This is a genomic window from Pseudomonas sp. GR 6-02 (assembly GCF_001655615.1).
Classification (GTDB): Bacteria; Pseudomonadota; Gammaproteobacteria; order Pseudomonadales; family Pseudomonadaceae; genus Aquipseudomonas.
The window spans coordinates 3,380,376-3,404,695 of sequence record NZ_CP011567.1 but is presented as its reverse complement, the minus strand read 5'-3'; the positions used below and the strand labels follow the sequence as shown (position 1 = coordinate 3,404,695).

Below are 24,320 nucleotides of genomic sequence, written 5' to 3'. Positions count from 1 at the left end.
CGCTTGCAGGAGACTACTCGATGAGCGCTCCCATGCAACCGCTGCTTCAATACTTCAAGGCGATTCTCAACCCCGGACGCGAGGTGCTGCTGTTTGCCCTGAGAACCATCGTGGCCGGGTTGCTGACGCTGTACCTGGCCTTTGTGTTCGACCTCGACCAGCCCAAGTGGTCGATCATGGCGGTGATCATTGTCAGTCAGCCATTGGGCGGCATGGCCCTGGCCCGAAGTTTCGGCCAGATCATCGGCACCACGTTGGGCGCGGCAGTCGCGGTGTTGATCATGGCCATTTTCCCCCAGGCGCCGCTGCCCTTCATCATCACCCTGGCCTTGTGGTTGGCGCTGTGTACCGCCGGCGGCACCTTGTTGCGCTACACCAGTTCCCAAGCGTTTGTCCTGAGCGGTTACACGGCGGTGGTGGTGACACTGCTGGCGCAACCCGATCAGGAGGGTACGTTCCTGCTGGCAGTCACTCGCGTGACAGAAACATTGCTGGCGGTGGCCTGCGTGTGCGTTGTCAGCCTTCTGACGGCGCGACCGGAGGCGGTGGCCAAGGGTTACTTCGCCAAGATCGATCAAGTGATCAAACTGCTCGCGACTCACGCGGCAGCGGTGATTCGAACCGAGGAAAGCGAGGCCGATTTCCACAAGCGGCAAATGCAACTGTTGGGCGAGATCAGCGCCCTTGAAGGGCTGCGTCGACATTTGTACTTCGATGCACCACGGTTGCGCAGTGCCAATAGCCTGGTGCAATTGCTTGGCAATCAACTGGTGCTGCTGACTTCGCGGCTGACGGCTTTGCGTCACCAGCGCCAACTGCTCACCGAGCGCTGGGAAGGCGCGCTGCCGGAAGAGATACAGCGGTTGCGCAGCGAGGAACTGGCATTCCTTGATGAGCTGGCCGTGCAAGGTCGCTCATTGTCGACCGAGGCGCGGCATCATTTTTTGACGCTGCAACAGCGTTTCGATGACCAGGCCTACAAGGCCGAACAACTCACCGAGACGATGCCTGCCACGCTGCGTTCATTGGCCTGGGCACTGCGCTGGGAGCAGGCACGGATGTTGGAGCAACTGGGGCAGATTCTGGAACTGAGCGACGCGATCCAGGAAGGACGGGAAGCCAGTTGCGTGTTCCGCGGCCAGGACAACCCGTTGCATCTGGACTTCACGTTGGCAGCAATGAACGCAGTCCGGGCATTTACAGCGTTACTGGTGGCGGGGCTGATCTGGATCGAGACTGCTTGGGATGGGGCCCGTGGCGGGATGATTGTAGTGGGGATTCTCTGTTCGCTGATGGCGACTTTTCCGCGACCGTTGCTTGCCAGTCAAAGCTTTGCCAGGGGGCTGGGTCTGGCCTTGGTGGTGTCGGCGTTCTATCTGTTCATGCTGATGCCGATGATCAGTGACTTCGAGTTGCTCGCCTTGTTGTTTGCACCATTGTTGTACGCGGTCGCGGTGGGGCTGGCCAGTCCGCCAACCACTGGCACAGGCATTGGTCTTGGACTGACGACCATGTTGTTGCTGGGGCCGCAAAACGCAGGAATCGGCCAAAACTCTGCCATTCAGTGGTTTGAATTTGCCGGCGCGTATATCAGCGCCGCCGCGTTGGCACTCAGTGTTTACGCCTTGATCTTCCCGTTCAGGCCCGATTTACGAATGCGCCGGCTGTTCAATGAAAGCTGCGAGCAGGTCTACGCTTTGTTGAAGACGCCGGCCACCGATGAACAGCAATTTGCGTTTGAAAGCCGTATGGTCGATCGCCTGACCATGATGTTGGGACTATTGCCGGCGACCAGCGACAAGCACTCTCGCGAGCTGTTCGAAGTCAGCCTCGGGTGCATGGCACTGGGGGTGGCATTGAACCAGCTCAGGCAGCAGGGGCAGAGCAATGCGTTGTTGAGTACGCAACAACAGAACCGTTTGCTGGCGGCAGTCCGAGAGACAGGGCGATTGATCGCCGGGCGACCCGGGGTTGACCTTGTGCAGTTGCTCGGAAGCTTGCATGTCTTGGGCGATGAAATGGACGACTTGCATCTAGACGTACATGAACACCTGTGGTCGGTATTCAGGATGCGCGTGGCGTTGTTGATCGTGGTGTCGTTTCTGGAGCGCCATCGCAAGTACTTTCAACCCGCAGACAAGGAAGGAGTGCCAGCCCTTGCCCATTGATCTGGAAGTGGGGGGCGTCTATCTGCCGCCAATCGCCCAGGCGCTGTTGCTGGCCTTGCCGATTTTTCTGCTGTTGGACTGGACCTTGCGCCGCCTGGGGGTATTGCGATTTGTCTGGCATGAAGCCCTGTTCGAAGGCGCGTTGTATGCCTGCGTATGCGCAACGTTGATTCTGATGATGGGAGCCTGATGCCTTGAAGACGATCCTTGCCCGACTCGCGACCCTGGCGGTGGTGGTGCTGGCCGTCATCCTTGGCTGGTTCGCCTGGGAGCATTACACCCGCGCACCCTGGACGCGCGATGCACGGGTTCGCGCCGATGTGGTGACGTTGTCCGCCGATGTCTCGGGGCGGATCGTCAGCCTGAGCGTTCAAGACAACCAGCGTGTCGAGAAGGGCCAGTTGCTGCTGGAGATCGACCCGGCTCGCTATACGCTGGCGGTGGAGCATGCCAAGCGTGCGGTGGAAGTTGCCAAAGCCACGCTGGGTCAGTCCGAAGCGACGATTGTCTCCAGCGAAGCGCTGCTGCGGCAGCGTCAAAGCGAAGAGCAGCGCCGTCGAACCCTTAAACAGCGCTTCGCGATCTCCGGCGAAGAGTGGGAAAAGTCCAGTACCGAAGTCGCTGTGGCGCAGGCGGAACTCTTGCGCAATCAGGCCAATCTGGGCCTGGCACATGCCAACGTGCAGCTGGCGATCGCCGCTCTGACCCAGGCCGAACTGGACTTGCAGCGCACACGAGTCGTAGCGCCTGTCAGCGGTTACGTGACCAACCTGCTGACTCGCCAAGGGGACTACGCCACTGCCGGGGGCGCATTGTTGGCACTGGTGGACAGCGATTCGTTTTATATCAGTGGCTACTTTGAAGAAACAAAGCTGCCGCGAATCAAGGAGGGTGATCGGGTCAGGATCGAGTTGATGAGCGGCGAGACCTTCGGCGGCACCGTACAAAGCATCGCTTTTGCTATCGCCGACCGTGAGAACTCCCCCGGCAGTCGCCTGCTGGCCAACATCAACCCCAGCTATACCTGGGTCAAACTGGCGCAACGAGTGCCGGTGCGGATTCAGATCGACGCCGACTATATCGCCAAAAACAGCCTGCGTGCCGGGACCACGGCTACCGTCACTGTCATGGAAAACCGGGATAATCAGGCAACCCACTAACCCCATATGGGACGGGCTTATGTGGCGAGGGGGCTTGCCCCCGTTCGGCTGCGCAGCAGTCGTAGATTGGGGCCGCTTCGCGACCCAACGGGGGCAAGCCCCTCGCCACAAAGGCTCGCTCCCACAGGGATATGCGTTGAATTAAAGACCGACAAAAAAAAGCCCCGCGACCGAATGAGGCGCGGGGCAAAGAATTTGGTTGGGTTGCGGCCAACCAAAGGGGCACGTTAAAGCATTACTTGCTGGCGACCGTCTCTGGCTGCCAGCCGCCGCCGAGGGCTTTGTAGATCGCGACGATGCCGCGATACAAATCGACTTCGGCCTGGGCCTGGGTGTCTTCGGCTGCCAGACGCTCACGCTGGGCATCGAGCAGGACGAGGAAGTCCACGGTGCCTTCGCGGTAGCGAATTTCGGCGAGGTCCGCAGCGGCGCGGCTTGATTCGCTTTGACGAATCAGCGAAATCAGGCGCTGCTGGCGTTTGCCGTAATCACTGAAGGCGTTCTCCGATTCTTCCAGTGCCAGCAATACGTGCTGCTCATAGGTCGCCAGGGCGCCTTCGGCTTCAGCATCGGCACCGCGCAAACGGGCGCGCACGCTGCCCAGGTCGAACGCCGCCCAGGTGATGCTCGGGCCCAGTGCCCAGGCATTGGCCGCCGACGAGCCGATTTGTGAACCGCGCCCGGCAGTCCAGCCAAGAAAACCGCTGAGGCTCACCCGAGGGAACAAGTCAGCCTTGGCCACGCCGATGCGGGCGGTGGCAGCCGCCAATTTGCGTTCGGCGCTGCGGATGTCCGGACGCCGTTGCAACAGCTCGCCCGGATCACCGATGGGCAGGGCCTTGGCGATCGCCGGCAAGTCTTTTGGACTCAGGTCGACGGTCAGTTTGTCCGGACGTTCACCCAGCAGGGTGGCGATGCGGTTGCGCTGACGAACCTGTTCGGCTTGCAGTTGCGGCACGCTGGCTTCGACAGACGCCAGGCGCGCATCGGCACGAACCACGTCCAGCTGATCGCCAACACCGGCGTCACGCAGGCTTTCGGTGATCTTGCGTGACTCCTGCTGATTGTTCAGGTTGGCCAGCGCGATTTTTTCTCGCAGTTGCGCGCCGCGCAGTTGGCCATAGGCGTCCACCAGTTCGGCAATCATGGTGACTTGCAGTTGGTAAAGATCGGCTTCGGCCGCTTGCTGCTCAGCGTCGCTGGATTCCAGGTTGCGCTGGATGCGACCGAACAAGTCCAGTTCCCAGGCCATGTCCAGGCCCAGGTCATAGCGTTCGCTGTTGACCCGTTTGGTGGTCTGACCCGGAATCTGCCCTTTGCCCAGATCGCTGCTCGCGCGGCTGGTGATGGTCGGCATGGCGTCATTGCTGGCGTCATCGCGAATCGCTCGGGCCGCTTTCCAGCGGGCAAAAGCCACACGCAAATCACGGTTGCCCTGCAAGGATTGCTTCACCAACTGGTTGAGGGTCGGATCGTCGAATTGCTGCCACCAGATGCCTTCGAAACGGGCGCGGTCAAAGTTCTTCTGACCGGCGCTGCCATCGTTGGCGGCCGTGATGTTGGCCGCCTCGGTGGCTGGGGTTTTATAGTCCGGGCCGACGGCACAGGCGCTCAGCGCCAGTACCAGCAGGCTCGGCAGGAAGGCTTTCAGGCTCATTGTTGCGCCTCCAGTTGCTTTTCCAATTTCAGTGCCTTGGCCGCTTTGCGTTGCTCACCGCGCTCCACAAAGTTGCGAATCAGTACGTAGAACACCGGCGTCAGCAACAGACCGAAGAAGGTCACCCCGAGCATCCCGGAGAACACCGCCACACCCATGGCATGACGCATTTCGGCACCCGCACCGCTGGAGAAAACCAGTGGCACAACACCCATGATGAACGCGAAGGAGGTCATCAGGATCGGCCGCAGACGCAGACGGCAAGCTTCCAGTACCGCTGCCAGCGGGCCGAGGCCTTCTTCCTGTTTATCCTTGGCAAACTCGACGATCAGAATCGCGTTCTTACACGCAAGTCCCACCAGTACGATCAAGCCGATCTGGGTAAAGATGTTGTTGTCGCCGCCCGAGGCAATCACCCCGGTAATGGCCGACAGCAGGGTCATCGGTACGATCAGGATCACCGCCAGTGGCAGGCTCCAGCTTTCGTATTGAGCCGCGAGCACCAGGAACGCCAGCAGTACGCAGAGCGGGAACACGAACAGCGCAGTGTTGCCGGACAAAATCTGCTGGTAGGTCAGGTCGGTCCACTCGTAGGTCATGCCGTTCGGAAGTTCATCCTTGAGCAGTTTCTCGATGGCTTTCTCGGCCTGGCCGGAGCTGTAGCCTGGGGCTGCCGCACCGTTGATTTCAGCGGTGATGAAGCCGTTGTAGTGCATCACGCGGTCTGGCCCGGAGGTGTCGCTGACCTTGATGAAGGTCGCCAGCGGGATCATCTCGCCACGGTTGTTACGCACTTTCAGCTGACCGATCTGATCCGATTCGAGGCGGAACTGTTGCTCGGCCTGAACGTTGACCTGATAGGTGCGACCGAAGCGGTTGAAGTCGTTGGCATACAGCGAACCCAGGTAGATCTGCAGGGTGTCGAAGATGTCGCTGACGGCCACGCCGTGGGTCTTGGCTTTTTCCCGGTCGATGGCGGCATCGACCTGCGGCACGTTCACGGTGTAGCTGGTGAACAGACCGGCCAGTTCCGGCACGCTGCGGCTCTTGGCGATGATGTTCATGGTTTCTTTGTACAGCTCGTCATAGCCCAGGTTGCCCCGGTCTTCGATCTGCAGGCGGAAACCGCCAATGGTCCCCAGGCCTTGTACCGGCGGTGGCGGGAAGATCGCCATGTAGGCTTCCTGAATCCCGGCGTACTGGCCGTTCAACGCGCCGGCAATCGCACCGGCGGACATGCTCGGATCCTTACGCTCGTCGAAAGGCTTCAGGGTGACGAACACGATGCCGGCGTTCGGGCTGTTGGTGAAACCGTTGATCGACAGGCCGGGGAAGGCCACCGCGCTTTCCACGCCAGGCTGTTTCAGGGCCAGGTCGGACATGCGCTTGATCACATCTTCGGTACGGTCCAGGCTCGCGGCATCCGGCAGTTGTGCGAAGGCCACCAGGTATTGCTTGTCCTGACCAGGTACGAAACCGGTCGGGGTGTTGGAGAAACCGAAGAAGGTCAACACCATCAAGCCTGCGTACAGCAGCAGGGCGATACCGCTGCTGCGGATTACCCGGCCCACGGTGCCGACATAGCCATGGCTGGCCTTGTCAAAGAAACGGTTGAACGGACGGAACAACCAGCCACCGAATATCTTGTCCAGCACCTTGGAGAAGCGGTCTTTTGGCGCGTCATGGCTCTTGAGCAACACAGCGGCCAGCGCTGGCGACAAGGTCAGCGAGTTGAAAGCCGAGATCACGGTCGAAATCGCAATCGTCAGAGCGAACTGTTTGTAGAACTGACCGGTCAAGCCGGAGATGAACGCGGCCGGGATGAACACCGCACACAGCACCAGCGCCGTCGCGATGATCGGGCCGGTCACTTCACGCATCGCACGCTTGGTGGCTTCCACGGGGGTTAACCCGAGCCCGATGTTTCGCTCGACGTTCTCCACCACCACGATCGCATCGTCGACCACGATACCGATGGCCAATACCAGTCCGAACAGCGACAGGGCGTTCAGCGAGAAGCCGAACAGGTGCATCACGGCAAACGTACCGATCAGCGAAACCGGTACCGCCACCAACGGGATGATCGAGGCGCGCCAGGTTTGCAGGAACAGGATCACCACCAGCACAACCAGGATCAGTGCTTCGAAGAGGGTGTGAACCACCGCCTCGATGGAACCGCGCACGAAGATCGTCGGGTCATAGACGATGCTGAAGTCCATGCCTTCCGGGAAGTTCTTCTTCAGCTCGGCCATTTTCGCCCGAACGTCGTTGGAGATCTGGATCGCGTTGGAGCCTGGGCGCTGGAAGATCGGGATCGCCACCGCCGGTTGGTTGTTCAGCAAGGAGCGCAGGGCGTATTGGCTGGAGCCAAGCTCGACGCGAGCAATGTCTTTGAGGCGAGTGATTTCACCATTTTCGCCAGAGCGAATGATGATGTTCTCGAACTCTTCCTCAGACACCAGACGGCCTTGGGTATTGACCGACAGCTGGAATGCCGTGGCATTCGGCGCAGGCGGAGCACCCAGGGCACCGGCCGCCACTTGACGGTTCTGTTCACGAATCGCGGTGACCACATCGGTGGCGGTCAGGTTGCGCGAAGCGGTCTTGTTCGGATCGAGCCATACCCGCAACGAGTAGTCGCCCATACCGAACAGTTGCACATCACCGACACCGCCCAGACGCGCCAGCTCATCCTTGATGTTGAGCAAGGCGTAGTTGGACAGGTAGAGCATGTCGTAGCGTTTGTCCGGCGAGGTCAAGTGCACAACCATGGTGAGGTCGGGCGACGCCTTGTCGACGGTGATACCGATGCGCGTCACTTCCTCGGGAAGTTTCGGCTCGGAACGCGTCACGCGGTTCTGCACCTGCACCTGAGCGTTGTCCAGGTCGGTACCCAGGGCGAAGGTGATGGTCAGGGTGATCTTGCCGTCAGCGGTGGATTGCGAGGACATGTACAGCATGTTCTCGACGCCGGTGATGGCTTGCTCCAGAGGAGCAGCCACAGTTTCACCGATGACTTTAGGGTTGGCGCCGGGGAAGTTGGCACGGACCACCACGGTTGGCGGCACCACTTCCGGGTATTCGCTGATCGGCAACTGGAACAGCGAGATGGCACCGGCGATCAGGATCAGCAGCGACAGTACCGCTGCGAAAATCGGCCGTGAAATGAAGAATTGGGAGAAATTCATCGGAGTAATTGCCCCTTAACCGCGTGGAGTCGCAGCAGCCAGTTTCACAACCGTACCCGGCGCGACCTTGGCAGGTGCGACTTGGGGCAGGTTGCTGGCTTCCAGCGCTTGTCGTTGTTGAGCGAGAGCCGCGAGGGTTTCCTTGCTGGCCATCGGGATCACTTCAGGGCTGACCGGCGAACCAGGGCGAACCCGTTGCAAACCCTTGACGATGATGGTGTCGTCTTTGTTCAGGCCGCTGCGCACGATGCGCAAACCTTCGATTTTCGGACCCAGCTCGACGGGGCGATAAGCCGTTTTGTTGTCGGCATCCATCACCAGCACGAACTTTTTACCCAGGTCGGTGCCGACCGCTTCGTCGTTGATCAACACCGCGGAGTAGGTGCCGCTGCCCACCAGTTTCAGGCGTGCATAAAGACCCGGGGTGTAGCTGCCGTCTCTGTTGTCGAACACCGCACGACCGCGGATGGTGCCGGTCTTCGGGTTGACCTGGTTGTCGACGAAGTTCATCTGGCCCTGGTGCGGGTTGCCGTCTTCATTGGACAGGCCCATGTAAACCGGGGTAGTGGCGCCGCGTTGACCCTGGCGGGCGAGCTGGTTGTACTTGAGGAACACACGCTCGTCGGCGTCGAAGTAGGCGTAGACCTTGTCGGTGGACACTACGCTGGTCAGGGCGGTGGTATCGGCGGTCACCAGGTTGCCGGCGGTGATTTCCGCACGGCTGACGCGGCCACTGATGGGCGCAGTTACGCGGGTGAAGCTCAGGTTCAGTTTGGCCAGGTCCAGTTGCGCCTGGAGTGCGCCGACGGCGGCGCGAGCCTCTTGAGCGGCACTGGTGCGCGAGTCGGCGAGTTCGGCGGAAATCGCGTTGCTGGTGCGCAGGCGTTCACCGCGTTGGGCTTCGTTTTCACTGCGGGTAGCCGTGGCGCGAGCTTGCGCCACCAGGGCTTCGAGGCGGCGGACCTCAGCCTGGAACGGGCGCGGGTCGATCTGGAACAACAGATCGCCTTTCTTGACCAATGCGCCTTCGGTGAAGGTTACGTCATCGATCTGGCCGGAGACCCGTGGACGAATCTCTACCGTTTCCGGCGCTTCCAGGCGCCCGGTGAATTCGTCCCACTCGTTGACTGGTTGCTCCAGCACCTTGGCCACGCTGACTTTGGCCGCGGGCATGGTGGCGGCAGCGTCCGGAGTCTTGCCGCAGGCGCTCATCACCATCACGGCCAACAGGGCCAAGGGGAAGCGCAAATGTTTGAGTGACTGTTCCATGGATGCATCCGCCAATGTATTGAGATGGGCGGATAATGCTTGGCGGGGCGGTATCAAACGAATCGAACGAGGCAAAGGTAACTATCATTCGGAATGATATAAGCCAGAAGCAAGCCCTCTAGCATGCACCTTTCGTTAGCGGGCTATCAAATGAAATGATGACAATTGTGTGTTGCGGGGAATGCAAAGGTTTGGCTTGAAACCGTGTAGCGGCCTTCGCGGGCAAGCCTCGCTCCCACTGGGGATTTGTGTATCGTTGATCCGGTCCAGGAGCGAGGCTTGCCCACGAAGAGGCCATCAGCCTCAATACAGCATCAGCATCAGCATCAGCATCAGGACAGGCTGTCCGGATCCCCAAAGAACATCTGAATCCGCGACCTCAACCACCGCTCACCCGGATCATTATCCTGCGACCCGCGCCAGGCCATGTGCAATTCAAAGCTGCGCACCGGCAACGGTGGATCTTCCGCCCGAACACCACCGGCGGCTGTCAACGCTTCGGCGGTGTAGTCCGGGACGGTGGCCACGATGTCGGTGCCGCTGATCAGTGTGCTCAGCCCGTTGAACTGCGGCACCGCCAGCACCACGTGCCGTTTGCGCCCCAGCTTCTCCAGCTCTTCATCTATAAAGCCGCTCAGGTCGCCCGCGAACGACACCAGCGCGTGGGGGCGGGCGCAGAAGTCATCCAGGCTCAACGGCCCCGGCACGGAGTCGGCTCGCAACAGTTTCGGCATGCTGCGACGCAGTACTTTGCGCTTGGCGTTGGCCGGCAGGTCGGCGGTGTAGCTGACGCCAATGGAAATTTCGCCCGAGGCCAACAGGTTCGGCATCAGGATGTAGTTGGCCCGACGCACCACCAGCACGATGCCCGGTGCCTCGGCGCGCAACCGCTTGAGCAGCATCGGCAGCAACGCGAACTCGACATCGTCCGACAGGCCGATGCGGAACACCGCGGTGCTGGTGGCCGGATCGAATTCCGCCGCGCGACTGACCGCGGTGGAAATCGAATCCAGGGCCGGCGAGAGCAGGGCGAAGATTTCCACCGCTCGGGCGGAAGGTTCCATGCTGCGGCCGGTGCGCACGAACAACGGGTCATCGAACAGCCCGCGCAGGCGCGAGAGCGCCGCACTGATGGCCGGCTGGCCGAGGAACAATTTCTCCGCAGCGCGGGTCACACTGCGCTCGTGCATCAGTGTTTCGAAAACGATCAACAGGTTCAGGTCGACACGACGCAGGTCATTACGATTCATCTGGGGTCCTGGCAGATTCAGCAAACTTGACGTGAGCGACCATATGAGAACAATGGCCGGCGTGAATCTTACGGGGAAAGGCTGGTACTCTGCACAGGGTAATTCAGTTTTCCCTGAAAGGCTGCTTCGGTTTTTACGGCATTGGATGATGTCGCCGTCGCTGCGGAATCAATGACAGGCATGTCGACTATTAATAGCCACTGATGGTCTTGGGTAGAAAGCCCAGATAGAGTTCAGGGCATTAGAGGTTACTTTGACGAGGTTTGCGATGTCCCGCACGATCCGTTTTCACAAGTTTGGTCCAGCCGAGGTGCTCAAATGCGAAGAGCATGCGGCCGCTCTGCCTGCGCCGGGCGAAGTGCAGGTGCGTGTCGAGGCGATAGGCATCAGCTGGTACGACATTCTCTGGCGCCAGAACCTGGCCTCGTCCCATGCTCGCCTGCCTTCAGGCCTGGGTCATGAAATGGCCGGCGTGGTCACGGCGCTCGGCGAGGGGGTCGATGACCTCGCTATCGGTGACAAGGTCGCCAGCTTCCCGGCCGAAAGCCCCAACGATTATCCGGTCTACGGCGAACAGATCGTTCTGCCGCGCACGGCGCTGACCCGCTACCCGGACGTGCTCAGTCCGGTCGAAGCCAGCGTGCATTACACGCCGCTATTGGTCGCCTATTTTGGCTACACCGATCTGGCGCGCGTCAAGCCCGGGCAATTCGCTCTGGTGACCGACGCCAGTCACTGCGCCGGGCCGTCGTTCGTACAGCTGGGCAAAGCCCTTGGTGTGCGAGTAATCGCTGCGACCAAAACCGCGGACGAGCGTGAATACCTGCTGTCGCTGGGTGCCGAAAAAGTCATCGTCACCGAAGAAGAAGATCTGCTGATGCGGATCAACAAAATTACCGACAACCGTGGCGTCGATGTGGTGTTCGATGGCCTGGGCGGCCCGCAGATGTCGCTGCTCGGCGATGTGCTCGCGCCTCGCGGCAGCCTGGTGCTCTATGGCCTGCAGGGTGGTAACCAGACGCCATTTCCGGCCTGTGCGGCGTTCCAGAAGAACATTCAGTTCTTCGTGCACTGCATCGGCAACTTCACCGGCAAGCCGGAGCTGGGCATCCTCCAGGATCAGGCCGCACTGCAACGTGCCCTGCGCGACATCAACCAGTTGACCGCAGACCATGTGCTGCTGCCACTCAAGACTCGGGTATTCCCGTTTTCCCAGTTTGTCGAAGCACACCGCTACATGGACGAATGCCCATGCCGCGAACGGGTCGCCCTTGAGGTCGAGCCTGCCTGAGCTCTTCGTACGAGCCCCCTTGTATAAACCCCTCTGGAAAGGTCCGTGCAGGCACGGACTTTTCCGCTGTCAAAACCTCCAAAATGAGACATCCCATCGATCCCTCGGTGGGGCGGTTCAGCAACTGAACTGGTTTTTGCTCTCGATCTGTATCTTCTAATCATTATGTAAGCCCTGATAATTGAATGATTATTTCATCTCAAGGAAAGAGTCATGGCTGGGTATCAGGTTGAAACTTTTCAACGCGCATCGGCAATACATGCTCAACAAATAATTCGACGCCGCTCGGCGGTCATACATTTATTGGCAACTTCTTTCTTTATTTCTTGTATTACACGTCTGTGGGATGTTGTCGGAAATTTCCTAGGACATCGCTCGGGGCCGAAAAACACCCGTCCTGCCTGGCGTTGCGGCGGTATTGCCCTGTTTGGGGTTCTCGAGACATGCAACCATTTCAAATAATTACAAAATGCTTAAGTGCTAGCATTTGATAACAACCCCGGCACCCCATTCATGACAGGCAATCCGTCGCGCAGTGCATGTAATTGTTTGCGTGGCGTCGAACTTATGAGTAACAGGTAAACAATGATGACCCATACCCATGAACAGGCAATGAATTATGTTTATCAACAAGTACTGCAGCGCTTGCTGAGCTTTTTCTCTCGCGCCGAGCGCACGGCATTGCAACTGATGATTCAGCGCCTGGTGGTGTCGGCTGGAGGTATGGAGCGTATCGGCGATTACAAGGTGTTGGCGATCCAGTCCGGGTCCCGTGACAGCTGCTACACACTGGCGTTGCTGCGCGCCGCGCAACTGAGTATCGCCGGTCGGGCACCGGCGACGTTTCAGCTGCGAGTGGCCACTTTGCGCTTGAATGGTACGGCTGCGACAGCACTGGAAAACATCCATCGCAGCAGCAGTGCATTGTTTCTCTACGACGATCCCCGGGTCGAAATGTTGATGGTCGATAATCGTGAGGTCCTGCCGTTCAATCACTTGGCGCCAATCTCCGATGCCGGCCGCGAGTCGAATCGGCTCAATCTGCTGATGGTCGGGCACCGTCGGGCCTGGAACGGGCCGCTTGAGTTGTGGGACGACGGGTACCTGGCCACAGGTGATTTTTATGGACAAATTGCCCGCTGGGACAACGGCGTCGATGTCATGGTCAGCAGCGATTCACCCCGTCGGCAGGCTCAGTTTATCGAGGGTTTGAACCGTGCCGCAGCCAAGGCCGGGCTTGCGCCGACGAGCCGCCATGAAACGGGCTATGAGGGATTGTTCGCGCGGCTCGATGAACTGGGCAGCGACTGCTATCGCGAGTTTTATCCCGACTCTGCTCAGGCTGCGTGGCGTCCTGCCGAGCGCTTTGAGGCCTGCCGTCGCACGACCTTCATCGACATCCACGACATGCTGGTCAGCAACCTGGAAGAGCGCTGGCCGCTGCTCACTGACTTCCTCGGCTTCCAACCTGACGAACTGACGGCTCAACTCAGTGATAACGACCATGTCAGTCCGTCGATATCCGCGCACCTTCGCGGCTTGCGAGCGCGCTTTGTACACGGTCGCACCTACGAAGAGGGGGTCAGCGAATACCTGCAGCGGGCGTTGGTGATGATGCGTCGTAAACAATTGCCCGAGCGCTTTTGCGAGCAGGCAGTGGAGACCTTCGGCAATCCGCTGACCATGGCCGATCAGCGCGGATTGGCGACAGCCGAGGCACAAAAAAATCTCGGTTTGAGTGAAGCCCAACTGGTATGCCTGCTGTTCGCCCCGTTTGTCGATAACGGCGCGGCCCTGGAGCATTTTCTTCGTCAATGCCATCCCGGCATGCTGGTAGCGCTGCCGGAATTGCACCGGGCGATGCAGGGCGGTCCGGCACCCGAGCAGGTTCTGCAGTGGATGGTGGATGTCAGCGGGTTACCGGTCAGCCTGATCGGTACGCTTTACCGCATGAGGCCGGTGGTTCGGGATGAGGGTAGGGTGCCAGACACGGAAAGCGGCGACGCGGGCGTGCAAGTCGAAGACATGGACCCCGAGAATGAAACAGCAGTGACTGGCGAATGGTCGATGGGCCAGTGAATGTTCCTGGTTTGGCGGATGCATCAAGAGTGCGTCATGACGTTCGTAGCGTGTTCGGTCATCACCCATGAAAGGATCACGAGATTCCGATTTCGCGTACCAGGCGGTGTACCGCTACCTGAACAATCTGATCAATGAGCCGGGCAGTGACGTGCGAGTGCGCCTGCCCTCATTGCGGCAGTTGGCGGATCGTTTGAGTGTGTCGATCTCGACCATTCAATACGCCTATTCGCTGCTGGAGAAGGAAGGACGCATCTATTCGGTTGCCAAGTCAGGCTATTACGCACTGCCGGTGTCTTCTATCGGTCTTCCCGGCAGCGGCAAAGACCTGCTCGAAACGGTCTATGTCAACGCCAGGCGCCCCGGCATGCTGGTGTTGAGCGCCGATGAGCCGGCGTTGTTACAACCCCTGGACAGCCCGTTGTTGTTGCTGGAGAGAGAATTGCTGCGCCAGTATCCGCGCCAGCCACAACCGTCTTCACAACCCTGCGGCGAGCTGGAACTGCGCACGGCCCTTGCGGCACGCTACACCACTTCGCCGACACGCTGCTGGCATGCCGATGATGTCTATATCGGCGCAGATATGCGCGGCGTACTTGAAATATTGATCGCCGTTCTTGAGCTCAAAGATTCGGTGGTGGTGGTCGAGTCGCCGTGCGACTGGGTGATTCTGCGCTTGTTCCAGGACGCCGACGTGCAGGTTGTCGAGCTGCCGCTGCAAGCCTGTGGTGGCCTGGATCTCGAACAGCTGAGAGAGCTGCTCGAGACCGGGCGGGTGCGACTGATGATGCTTTCATCAGGACTGAACATGCCGCGCGGGAGCGTGGCGCCTGACGACAACCGGCAGTCCACTGCGCAACTGCTGGGACGGCATGGCTGTTGGGTGTTGGAAAACGATTGTTACGGCGAGCTCGAATTCGAGCCGAGCGGCTTGCGGTTTCGCGACCTGGTGGACCCTGATCGGCTGATCGTGTTTTCCACTTTCGAGAAAATCATCGGCTCGGAGGCACCCTTTGGTTACCTGCTTTCGCGACAACTGCGTGCCGAACTGCAACGGCACTTTCTGCTGCGGGCATTCCGTTTGTCGCTGATTCGTCAGAAAGCCATCGCGCGGCTGTACAGCAACGGACGAATCGATCAACACCTGCTGGTGTTGCGTCGACTGCTCAAGGAACGCATGGTGCTGATGACCCAACTGCTCCAGGAGCGTCTGCCGGAATCGCTGCATTTCGTCGAGCCCCAGGGCGGGGCGACGGTATGGATTCGCTCGTTGCGCCAGGTCAATGTACATCGAGTGTTCCAGAGACTGCTCAAGCAGCAAGTGGTCATCGCACCGGGGGAGTTGTTCAGTTTGCAGGGCCTGCACGCGCAGCACTTGCGCCTGAGTCATACATTCGGTGGCGACCACGAGCTCGTCGCTGCACTGGGGCTACTGGGGGATGCCTTGCGTCTGGAATCGATCGATTGAGCCGAGGTGGCAGAGCTCCTCGGAACCTGACATTCGATAACGTCGCGCAACGGCCAAACTGTCAGTAAACTGCGCTCCTATCCCGAACCACTCTCTCTCAGAGGTTTTGCATGACACTCAGTCCTTTTGCGGGCAAACCGGCACCGGCAGAACTGTTGGTCGACATCCCGCGACTGGTAACGGCCTATTACACCGGCCAGCCCGATGCAGCCATTTCTACCCAGCGCGTTGCCTTCGGCACGTCCGGACACCGAGGTAGCTCGTTCGACTTGAGTTTCAACGAATGGCATGTCCTGGCCATCAGCCAGGCGATCTGCCTGTATCGCGAGGCCCAGGGCATCGATGGCCCGCTGTTCGTCGGGATCGACACCCACGCACTGTCCACGCCGGCCGGTGCCAGTGCCCTGGAAGTGCTGGCGGCGAACGGTGTCACGGTGATGATCGCCGAAGGCGACGAGTACACCCCGACGCCGGCCATTTCCCATGCGATTCTTTGCTACAACCGCGGGCGCACTTCAGGCCTGGCGGACGGCATCGTCATCACGCCGTCCCACAACCCGCCGCAAAGCGGTGGCTACAAGTACAACCCAACCAACGGCGGCCCGGCCGATACCCACATCACCAAGTGGATCGAAGCCAAGGCCAACGAGTTGCTGGCAGCCAGGCTCGCCGGCGTCAAACGCATCAGCTACGAGCAGGCCCTGAAGGCCAGCACTACCCATCGTCATGATTACCTCAACACCTATGTCGCTGACCTGATCAACGTGATCGACTTCGACGCCATCCGCGATGCGAAGCTGCGTCTGGGTGTCGATCCGCTGGGCGGAGCAGGGGTGCGCTACTGGTCGGCGATTGCCGAGCACTACCGCCTGGACCTGGAAGTGGTGAATAAACAGGTTGATGCAACGTTCCGTTTCATGACCGTCGACTGGGACGGGCAGATCCGCATGGACCCATCGTCCAGCTATGCCATGCAAGGCCTGATCGGCCTGAAAGAGCGTTTCGACGTGGCGTTTGCGTGCGACCCGGACCACGACCGTCATGGCATCGTGACCCCGTCCGGTGGTTTGCTGGCGCCGAACAACTACCTCGCGGTCTCGATCGACTACCTGTTCCAGAACCGTCCACTGTGGCGCGCCGATGCGGCCGTGGGTAAGACCGTGGTCAGCAGCGGCTTGATCGATCGCGTCGCCAAACGCCTGGGCCGTCGTCTGTACGAAGTGCCGGTCGGTTTCAAATGGTTTGCCGACGGTCTGTTTGACGGCTCCCTGGGTTTTGGCGGTGAAGAAAGCGCCGGTGCATCGTTCCTGCGCAAGGACGGCAGTGTCTGGAGTACCGACAAGGACGGTTTGATTCCGGCGTTGCTGGCCGCTGAAATGACCGCTCGCACGGGCCGTGACCCAAGCCAGGCCTATCGCGCGTTGACCGATGAACTGGGTGAGCCGTTCTCGGTACGCGTTGATGCCAAGGCCAATCCTGAACAGAAAGCTCTGCTGAGCAAATTGTCGCCGGACCAGGTCACCTCGACTCAATTGGCGGGCGAAGCGATTCAGAGCATCCTCAGCCATGCACCGGGCAACGACCAGGCCATTGGCGGTCTGAAAGTCATGACCGAGAACGGCTGGTTCGCGGCGCGGCCGTCGGGCACCGAGGACATCTACAAGATTTACGCAGAAAGCTTTGTCAGTGACGACCACCTGAAACAACTGGTGGCCGAGGCCCAGACACTGGTAGATGGCGCAATTTCTGCGAAGTGATTGAAAGTCCTGTGGTGAGGGAGCTTGCTCCCTCGCCACAAATGAAATTGTCTAGTCCTGAAGCTGGTGTAAACCTTGTTCAGGACGGGACACACAGCCAAAAAAAGGGGCGACCATCAACGGTCGCCCCTTTTTTTGCCGCGCATTTACCGCCTCAAGCCACATCTACCAAGACGATTTCGCTGTCTTCGATCGCAGTCACCCGCAACACTTGCTCATCGGCAACCGCGACCCCGTCTCGAGCTTGTGCGCGCAAGCCATTGACTTCAATCGCTCCTGTCGCTGGCACCAGATAAGCGCGACGGCCACTGTCCAGACGATATTCAGCCGTTTCCCCGGCTTTCAGGTTGGCCGCCACCAGACGTGCATCGGCCCGAATCCGCAGGCTTTGATCGTCGCCGGCCTTGCCACTGGCCAGGGTCACGAAGCCTTCGCGCTGGCCTTTGGGGAAGGGCTTGGCGCCCCACGACGGTGCCAGACCGGTTTCGTTGGGGATGATCCAGATCTGAAAGATCCGGGTCTCGGTCGCTTCCAGATTGTATTCACTGTGGGCGATCCCGGTGCCGGCGCTCATGACCTGCACATCACCGGCTTCGGTACGGCCCTTGTTGCCCAGGTTGTCCTGGTGGGTAATCGCGCCTTCACGAACGTAGGTGATGATTTCCATGTCCCGGTGCGGGTGTTGCGGGAACCCGGTGCCGGGGGCAATCACGTCATCGTTCCACACCCGCAGGTTGCCCCAGTTCATGCGTTTGGGGTCGTAGTACTCGGCGAACGAAAAGTGGTGGTGAGCATCCAGCCAGCCATGGTGCGCGCCGCCCAGGGAGTTGAAAGGTCTGAGTTCAAGCATGATCGTCTCCTGAAAAAGGTTCGTCATGGGGGCAGAACGTCTGAGCCACAAACGAGAACCGGTGGTTGATGGTCAGTATCATCCATCAGGTACCCATCGATAAAAAGCGTAAAAAATGCCTCAATACCATCGAATTATTTGATGCCGAATAATCTCGAATTTTTCTCATCCAGCCTTCACTTCATCGCATAAGCCAATGACCTGTAAGCATTTCACTAGAACTCAACGGCAAATGCAGACACCATAGCCCCCGACAGCCTCACACACTGGAGTCCGCCTGCGTGCCGCAACACACACCCGATCTTCCGCCCGAACTTCGTCCCCTGGCCGAGATGCCTTTGCTCAAACGTCTGGCCGCCCGGTTCTTTGGCCACGGCCTGACCCGCCTGCGCGCGCAACACCGTGCGTCCTGGCTGCACGGGCAAGCCGACGGTTTTCGCAGCGGTCACAGCGCTGGCGTGGAATACGGCTATAAGGAAGGCAAGCTCGAGGGTCTGGAAGAAGGCCGGCAAGTGCTGCTGATCCGCGACTCGCGCTCCACCGAGCATCGACCGCCCAACGTCGATGACAACCTGTTCGACGATTGGCGCCTGCCATTGAGCGCCGAGCTGAAGAAGCGCATGAAGGCCGACGTGGCGCGACTGCTGCCTGCGCATGCCCAGCCGAGCGCTGCCCAATGGAAAATGATCTTCAGTGACACACCGTCGACTTCGGTGATCGCCGGCGCGGGCGCGGGCAAGTCGACCACCCTGGTGTTGCGTATCTTGCTGCTCAGCCATTATCTGGGGTTTGAGCTGAGCTCGATGACCGTGGTGACCTTCACCCGCGAGTCGCGCAAGGACTTCATCAATAAGCTGATCGAACTGTTTACCGTGTGGGGCCGGGCACTCAGCTTCAAAGAAGCGCGGGACCTGGTGCGTACTTTTCATTCGCGGATCCTGCCAATGGTGCGCAGCCTGCCGGGTTTCGAACGACTGCAAGCCTTCGAAAACCTCAGCTTTCGCGTGCAGGGCACCGATGAGGAGGTCGACAGCAACCCCTTCGACCTGCGAATCAACGACGCCCAGCGCCAGCAGCTCAACGTCTGCTATCACAGCCTGCATACCCGCGATGAGCGTTTCCGCGAATTGATCAAGCCGTTGTCTCGTCACGCCTTGCAGCTCAAGGAACTGGAGCGCGATCACCCGGACGTGCAAAAGCGCATGGCGGTGACTGAACTGGCGGCCAAGCGCGATGAAGAGCTGTGCGACACCATCGAGGACCTGTGGTTTCGCGCCGGCGCCTGGCCGATCAAGGGCATCGAGCCGAATCGTCAGACCTTCGACATCAACGGTTCGACCTTCCATTGCCACGGTTACATTCCGGCGCTGGATGCCTGGGTGGTGCTGGGTTTCGATCCTCGGGAAAATCCCCAGGTCAGTCGCCCGAATGCCAAGCTGACCGTGCGTGCGGAATGGGCTGTAAAGCGCACCTTGTTTCAAGCTTTCTGTCGTAAGCCATTGATATGGCTCGATAGTTACGAATCTTCAAAACGTGTTTTGGCGTCGCTTGCCGGTGATGCCAGCGCCGGGCCGGGCTTCGATTACAAGGTCAAGGGCGAGCTGGCTTCCGCGCCGTTGCTGGACTGTTTTGTCGCGGCAGCCGGGTTTATCGAAAACCTCGGCCTGGATGTGCCCAATGCCGTGGGCCAGATGAGTTTCGCCAAGGATGACCCGGACCGATTCTTCTTCGAGGCCTTGAGCCTGTTCTGGCGAGCGCTGGAAGATCATCTGCTGGATCAATCGCCACCCGTGATGACCTACAACCGGATGTTTGCCCTGTTCAGCGAGCATTCACCGGAGAATCTCAAGTTGCTCGGCGATGAACTGCTCAGGCCAATGTCGCACTTGATGATCGATGAGTTCCAGGACGTGTCGCCGCAGATCGTTTCCTGGATTCGCGCCAGCCTGGCCGAAATCCGCAGTCGTGGCCCGGCCATGCACGTAGGGCGCGGGGCGCAACGTTCGTCATTGCTGTGTGTGGGGGACGACTGGCAATCGATTTACGGCTGGCGTGGCAGTTCGCCGAGCTACTTCATGGAGTTCAACAAGGAGTTCCCGTCACCGAGCACGACCAAGGTGATGCTCAGCGACAATTACCGCAGCCATCAGCACATCATCGACGCGGCGGAGCACATCGTCCGCGCCGCACCGGCAATCGCCGGCAAGAAAGCCAAGGCCAGCGGAGAACCCAAGGCGTTGCTGCCGGTGAACGTCCTCGATCGGGATGACCATGGCATGGCCCAGCGCCTGATCGAGCACTACAGAAAAGGCGATTCAATCTTGATGCTTTATCGAAAAAGTAGCGATAAGTCATTGATAGAAGAGCATATTCAGTCTGTAGTTAATGTTGATTCTAGCTTGCCGTACGACGCGCGACGGCTCAAGCAACTGACCTATCACAGCGCCAAGGGCCTGCAAGCTGATGCGGTGTTCCTGCTGGGTGATTGCCAGCATCTGACCAGTTCGCCTTACAAGAACCAGGTCTATCGCATGGCCGGGCTCGGCAAGGCCGGCGACAGCGAGCCCTACGACAGCGCACAGAAAGACGAGATCCTGCGTCTGGCCTACGTGGGCATCACCCGGGCGGTGAGCCATTGCTACTGGTATGTCGATGGCCAGGATACCCAGGCGGCGAATATGCCCAAGGCCTCCGACCGGATCGGCAAGGGCAAGGCGTTTTTTGCCGATCACCGTCAGGGAAAAGTGCAGGCCTGAACCTCAAGAGAGTCTTGAGTCAAAAACCTGTGGCGAGGGAGCTTGCTCCCGCTGGGCTGCGTAGCGGCCCCAAAAATGCGACAAGCATTGCCGATTTTTGTGAGCGCTGCGCACTCAAGCGGGAGCAAGCTCCCTCGCCACAAAAGTTGCGAGGGGCGCGATCCCGGCCTATGGTCCAAGCGAGGCTTTGATTGCGACGAGGCGCTCGACACGCTTCAGGTCGCTGTCCATCCAGTGCGGATACCCGTAGCGAGGTGACGACATGCCGAACAACTCCCGTCCCGCCGTGCTCGAACTGATCGGCAATACGCCGCTGGTGCGTATCAGCCGCTTCGATACCGGCCCATGCACACTGTTCCTCAAGCTTGAATCGCAGAACCCCGGTGGTTCGATCAAGGATCGCATCGGCCTGGCGATGATCGACGCCGCCGAGCGCGACGGTCGCCTGCGCCCCGGCGGTACCATCGTCGAGGCCACGGCCGGCAACACTGGCCTGGGGCTGGCACTGGTCGGTCGCGCCAAGGGCTATCGGGTGGTACTGGTGGTGCCGGACAAGATGTCCACCGAGAAAGTCCTTCACCTCAAAGCGATGGGCGCCGAGGTGCATATCACCCGCTCCGACGTCGGCAAGGGCCATCCCGATTATTACCAGGACGTCGCTGCGCGGCTGGCCAAGGACATTCCCGACGCCTTCTTCGCCGATCAGTTCAACAACCCGGCCAACCCGCTGGCCCACGAGTGCAGCACCGCGCCGGAGATCTGGGCGCAGACTCAGCATGATGTGGATGCCATCGTGGTTGGTGTCGGTTCGGCCGGCACGCTGACCGGGCTGACTCGTTTCTTTCAGCGCGTACAACCGAATCTGGAAATGGTGCTGGCCGACCCGGTCGGCTCGGTGATGGCGGAATACAGCCGCAGCGGCACCCTTGGTACGCCCGGCTCCTGGGCGGTGGAGGGCATCGGCGAGGACTTCATTCCGTCGATTGCCGACCTTTCCAGCGTGCGCAAGGCCTATTCGATCAGCGACGAGGAAAGCTTCGATCATGCCCGCCAGCTGCTGCGCGCCGAAGGCATTCTCGGCGGCTCTTCGACGGGCACCTTGCTGGCGGCGGCATTGCGCTATTGCCGCGAGCAAACCGAGCCGAAGCGGGTGGTCAGTTTCGTTTGCGACACCGGCACCCGTTATCTGTCGAAGATCTACAACGACCAGTGGATGAACGATCAGGGCCTGCTTGCGCGCAAACGCTACGGCGATTTGCGTGACCTGATCGCGCGGCGTTTCGAGGATGGCCGGGTGGTCAGCGTCGGCCCGGACGACACCTTGCTCACCGCCTTCCAGCGCATGCGCCTGGCGGATGTGTCGCAACTGCCGGTGCTGGTGGACGGGCAGCGGCTGGTCGGGGTCATCGACGAGTCCGATATTCTGTTTGGCGTGCATGAAGACGCCACGCACTTTCGCATGACCGTGACCAGCGCGATGACCGACAAACTCGAAACCCTGCCTCCCGGTGCCAGTCTTGCTGAACTGGAGGCGGTGCTCGACCGTGGGCTGGTGGCGATCATCGCCGACACCTCGGGCTTCCATGGCCTGATTACCCGCGTCGACATGCTCAATCACTTGCGGAGATCACTGGCATGAGTCAGCACGATGAAAGCACCGCGCCACGGGGCTTTGCCACCCGTGTGATCCATGCCGGACAGACGCCGGACCCGACCACCGGGGCGCTGATGCCGCCGATTTACGCCAACTCCACCTATGCGCAGCAGAGCCCCGGTGTGCACAAGGGCTTCGATTACGGGCGTTCGCACAACCCGACGCGCTTTGCCCTGGAGCGTTGCGTGGCGGACCTTGAGGGCGGCACCCAGGCGTTCGCTTTCGCCTCCGGGCTGGCGGCGATCGCCACTGTGCTCGAATTGTTCGACGCGGGTGCGCACATCGTTTCTGGCAATGACTTGTACGGCGGGACTTTCCGTCTGTTCGAACGGGTGCGCCGGCGCAGCGCGGGGCATCGCTTCAGCTTCGTTGATCTGACGAACCTGGCGGCCTTCGAAGCGGCGCTGCAGCATGACACGCGGATGGTCTGGGTCGAGACGCCGAGCAATCCTTTGCTCAGCCTCACTGACCTCGCCGCCGTCGCACGCATCTGTCGCGAGCGCGGCATCATCTGCGTGGCGGACAACACCTTCGCCAGCCCGTGGATCCAGCGTCCTCTGGAATTGGGCTTTGATATCGTGCTGCACTCGACGACCAAGTACCTCAACGGTCATTCCGACGTGATCGGCGGCATCGCAGTGGTCGGGCAGAATGCAGAACTGGCCGAGCGCCTGGGCTTTCTGCAGAACGCAGTGGGGGCGATCGCCGGGCCGTTCGACGCGTTCCTCACCTTGCGCGGGGTGAAGACCCTGGCGCTGCGCATGGAACGTCATTGCAGCAACGCGCTGGAGTTGGCGCAATGGCTGGAACGTCAGCCGCAAGTGGCACGCGTGTATTATCCGGGCCTGCCATCGCACCCGCAGCACGAATTGGCGCGGCGGCAGATGCGCGGGTTCGGCGGGATGATTTCCGTCGAGCTGAACAGCGACCTGACGGGCGCCAGGCGTTTTCTCGAGAGTGTGCGGATCTTTGCCTTGGCCGAGAGCCTGGGCGGGGTGGAAAGCCTGATCGAGCACCCGGCGATCATGACTCACGCCACCATTCCCGCAGAAACCCGCGCACAGCTAGGTATCAGCGATGCGCTGGTGCGTTTGTCTGTGGGGGTGGAGGATGTCGAAGACCTACGCGCCGATCTGGCCCAGGCGCTGATGTCTATCAGTTAAGCGCAATTCATGTGGGAGCGGGCTTGTGTGGCGAGGGGGCTTGCCCCCGTTCGGCTGCGTAGCAGTCGCAAATCCGGTTGATGCGTTTTACCTGGAGGATCGCAGTGAATGTTTTTTTGGGGCCGCTGCGCAGCCCAACGGGGGCAAGCCCCCTCGCCACAATAGTCCCGCGCCTTTGTCCTGACCGTCAGGCATAACTCCTGAGCGTCTGCGGAGGAATGAACGCTTCCAGCTCATCCTCGACCGCTTCGATAATCCGCTCTACATCGGCAGCGTTCATGACCGTTGCACAAGGAATGCCGGCAATGGCGATCATGGTTTCGCCGCTGGCTCGGTCGAACAGGCGAGCAACCATGCTGCCCGGTGCATCCATGGTCGCCTCGAAACCCATGGGATGAAAATGCCAGCGCATCAGCTGGCAGGCATTTGGAAAAGTAACCTTGCTGAATGAACCTTGATTCATGTGTTGCCCACCTTCTTCATCGAGCGCTTCCTTTAGCTCATGTTAGGAGGGAAGAGCCTTCAATGGCTCAACCGGTGACTGTCTTTAAAAGTAGCACCCGGATGTGAAAATCATGTGGAATTTTTCAGACCGTTCAGCGATTGGTTC

Annotated in this window: 16 protein-coding genes; 10 read left to right on the top strand and 6 right to left on the bottom strand. The window is 60.0% G+C overall.

Annotated elements, in window-relative coordinates; all coding sequences use genetic code 11:
* The first annotated feature begins 20 nt into the window (after positions 1-20).
* Genes PGR6_RS14950 through PGR6_RS14940 form a run of 3 tightly spaced genes read left to right on the top strand, consistent with a single transcriptional unit; the run spans position 21 to position 3,328 of the window.
* The gene (locus PGR6_RS14950) at positions 21-2,168 is read left to right on the top strand and encodes an FUSC family protein (RefSeq protein ID WP_082920861.1); all 2,148 of its coding nucleotides are present in this window, start codon (positions 21-23) and stop codon (positions 2,166-2,168) included.
* Positions 2,158-2,358: a DUF1656 domain-containing protein gene (locus PGR6_RS14945; protein ID WP_018926023.1), complete on the top strand. Its 201-nt coding sequence runs from the start codon at positions 2,158-2,160 to the stop codon at positions 2,356-2,358. Before PGR6_RS14950 ends, PGR6_RS14945 begins: the two co-directional genes overlap by 11 nt.
* 4 nt (positions 2,359-2,362) lie before the next feature.
* A complete protein-coding gene (locus tag PGR6_RS14940) occupies positions 2,363-3,328 on the top strand; it encodes an HlyD family efflux transporter periplasmic adaptor subunit (protein WP_018926022.1) in 966 nt (321 codons plus the stop codon).
* A 235-nt stretch (positions 3,329-3,563) separates the two neighbouring features.
* On the opposite strand, the gene PGR6_RS14935 is transcribed toward PGR6_RS14940, so the two are convergent.
* The 4 genes from PGR6_RS14935 to PGR6_RS14920 form a co-directional block, all read right to left on the bottom strand.
* Positions 3,564-4,985 (bottom strand): efflux transporter outer membrane subunit, encoded by a 1,422-nt coding sequence (locus PGR6_RS14935; protein ID WP_018926021.1) that lies wholly within the window; start codon positions 4,983-4,985, stop codon positions 3,564-3,566.
* Positions 4,982-8,173, bottom strand: a complete 3,192-nt coding sequence (locus PGR6_RS14930; RefSeq protein ID WP_018926020.1) for an efflux RND transporter permease subunit — start codon at positions 8,171-8,173, stop codon at positions 4,982-4,984. The genes PGR6_RS14935 and PGR6_RS14930 overlap by 4 nt, the downstream gene beginning before the upstream one ends.
* A gap of 15 nt (positions 8,174-8,188) precedes the next feature.
* Positions 8,189-9,442 (bottom strand): multidrug efflux RND transporter periplasmic adaptor subunit MexE, encoded by a 1,254-nt coding sequence (gene mexE / locus PGR6_RS14925; RefSeq protein WP_018926019.1) that lies wholly within the window; start codon positions 9,440-9,442, stop codon positions 8,189-8,191.
* A 332-nt stretch (positions 9,443-9,774) separates the two neighbouring features.
* A complete protein-coding gene (locus tag PGR6_RS14920) occupies positions 9,775-10,692 on the bottom strand; it encodes a LysR family transcriptional regulator (RefSeq protein WP_064618037.1) in 918 nt (305 codons plus the stop codon).
* 268 nt (positions 10,693-10,960) lie between these two features.
* On the opposite strand from PGR6_RS14920, the gene PGR6_RS14915 reads away from it, so the two are divergent.
* The 4 genes from PGR6_RS14915 (at position 10,961) to pgm (ending at position 17,287) form a co-directional block, all read left to right on the top strand.
* Positions 10,961-11,983, top strand: a complete 1,023-nt coding sequence (locus PGR6_RS14915) for a zinc-dependent alcohol dehydrogenase family protein (RefSeq protein ID WP_019649900.1) — start codon at positions 10,961-10,963, stop codon at positions 11,981-11,983.
* Positions 11,984-12,571: 588 nt separating this feature from the next.
* Entirely contained in the window at positions 12,572-14,062 is a 1,491-nt protein-coding gene (locus PGR6_RS14910; protein WP_064618035.1) for a hypothetical protein, read from the top strand.
* 67 nt (positions 14,063-14,129) lie between these two features.
* Positions 14,130-15,530, top strand: coding sequence for an aminotransferase-like domain-containing protein (locus tag PGR6_RS14905; protein WP_064618032.1), 1,401 nt, complete (start codon positions 14,130-14,132; stop codon positions 15,528-15,530).
* Between the two features lie 110 nt (positions 15,531-15,640).
* Positions 15,641-17,287, top strand: a complete 1,647-nt coding sequence (pgm, locus tag PGR6_RS14900) for a phosphoglucomutase (alpha-D-glucose-1,6-bisphosphate-dependent) (RefSeq protein ID WP_064618030.1) — start codon at positions 15,641-15,643, stop codon at positions 17,285-17,287.
* 154 nt (positions 17,288-17,441) lie between these two features.
* Here the strand turns inward: pgm and PGR6_RS14895 are convergent, their stop codons facing one another.
* Complete coding sequence (locus tag PGR6_RS14895; protein WP_018926013.1) at positions 17,442-18,137, bottom strand: pirin family protein; 696 nt, start codon at positions 18,135-18,137, stop codon at positions 17,442-17,444.
* A gap of 281 nt (positions 18,138-18,418) precedes the next feature.
* Between PGR6_RS14895 and PGR6_RS14890 the strand changes: the two genes are divergently transcribed.
* The 3 genes from PGR6_RS14890 to PGR6_RS14880 all read left to right on the top strand — a co-directional run bounded on the left by PGR6_RS14890 (position 18,419) and on the right by PGR6_RS14880 (position 23,710).
* The gene (locus PGR6_RS14890) at positions 18,419-20,893 is read left to right on the top strand and encodes a UvrD-helicase domain-containing protein (RefSeq protein WP_064618028.1); all 2,475 of its coding nucleotides are present in this window, start codon (positions 18,419-18,421) and stop codon (positions 20,891-20,893) included.
* A gap of 262 nt (positions 20,894-21,155) precedes the next feature.
* Positions 21,156-22,532, top strand: a complete 1,377-nt coding sequence (locus tag PGR6_RS14885) for a pyridoxal-phosphate dependent enzyme (protein WP_064618027.1) — start codon at positions 21,156-21,158, stop codon at positions 22,530-22,532.
* Positions 22,529-23,710: a cystathionine gamma-synthase gene (locus PGR6_RS14880; RefSeq protein ID WP_064618025.1), complete on the top strand. Its 1,182-nt coding sequence runs from the start codon at positions 22,529-22,531 to the stop codon at positions 23,708-23,710. Before PGR6_RS14885 ends, PGR6_RS14880 begins: the two co-directional genes overlap by 4 nt.
* 187 nt (positions 23,711-23,897) lie before the next feature.
* Here the strand turns inward: PGR6_RS14880 and PGR6_RS14875 are convergent, their stop codons facing one another.
* Positions 23,898-24,173: a DUF1652 domain-containing protein gene (locus PGR6_RS14875; RefSeq protein ID WP_018926009.1), complete on the bottom strand. Its 276-nt coding sequence runs from the start codon at positions 24,171-24,173 to the stop codon at positions 23,898-23,900.
* Positions 24,174-24,320: the final 147 nt, after the last annotated feature.

Bases quoted from the DNA above. Each gene is read 5' to 3' on its own strand.
- PGR6_RS14935 (WP_018926021.1), bottom strand. From the start codon at position 4,985: ATGAGCCTGAAAGCCTTCCTGCCGAGCCTGCTGGTACTGGCGCTGAGC.
- mexE (WP_018926019.1), bottom strand. From the start codon at position 9,442: ATGGAACAGTCACTCAAACATTTGCGCTTCCCCTTGGCCCTGTTGGCC.
- PGR6_RS14910 (WP_064618035.1), top strand. From the start codon at position 12,572: ATGACCCATACCCATGAACAGGCAATGAATTATGTTTATCAACAAGTA.
- PGR6_RS14905 (WP_064618032.1), top strand. From the start codon at position 14,130: ATGAAAGGATCACGAGATTCCGATTTCGCGTACCAGGCGGTGTACCGC.
- PGR6_RS14885 (WP_064618027.1), top strand. From the start codon at position 21,156: ATGCCGAACAACTCCCGTCCCGCCGTGCTCGAACTGATCGGCAATACG.
- PGR6_RS14880 (WP_064618025.1), top strand. From the start codon at position 22,529: ATGAGTCAGCACGATGAAAGCACCGCGCCACGGGGCTTTGCCACCCGT.
- pgm (WP_064618030.1), top strand. From the start codon at position 15,641: ATGACACTCAGTCCTTTTGCGGGCAAACCGGCACCGGCAGAACTGTTG.
- PGR6_RS14915 (WP_019649900.1), top strand. From the start codon at position 10,961: ATGTCCCGCACGATCCGTTTTCACAAGTTTGGTCCAGCCGAGGTGCTC.
- PGR6_RS14930 (WP_018926020.1), bottom strand. From the start codon at position 8,173: ATGAATTTCTCCCAATTCTTCATTTCACGGCCGATTTTCGCAGCGGTA.
- PGR6_RS14895 (WP_018926013.1), bottom strand. From the start codon at position 18,137: ATGCTTGAACTCAGACCTTTCAACTCCCTGGGCGGCGCGCACCATGGC.
- PGR6_RS14920 (WP_064618037.1), bottom strand. From the start codon at position 10,692: ATGAATCGTAATGACCTGCGTCGTGTCGACCTGAACCTGTTGATCGTT.
- PGR6_RS14950 (WP_082920861.1), top strand. From the start codon at position 21: ATGAGCGCTCCCATGCAACCGCTGCTTCAATACTTCAAGGCGATTCTC.
- PGR6_RS14875 (WP_018926009.1), bottom strand. From the start codon at position 24,173: ATGAATCAAGGTTCATTCAGCAAGGTTACTTTTCCAAATGCCTGCCAG.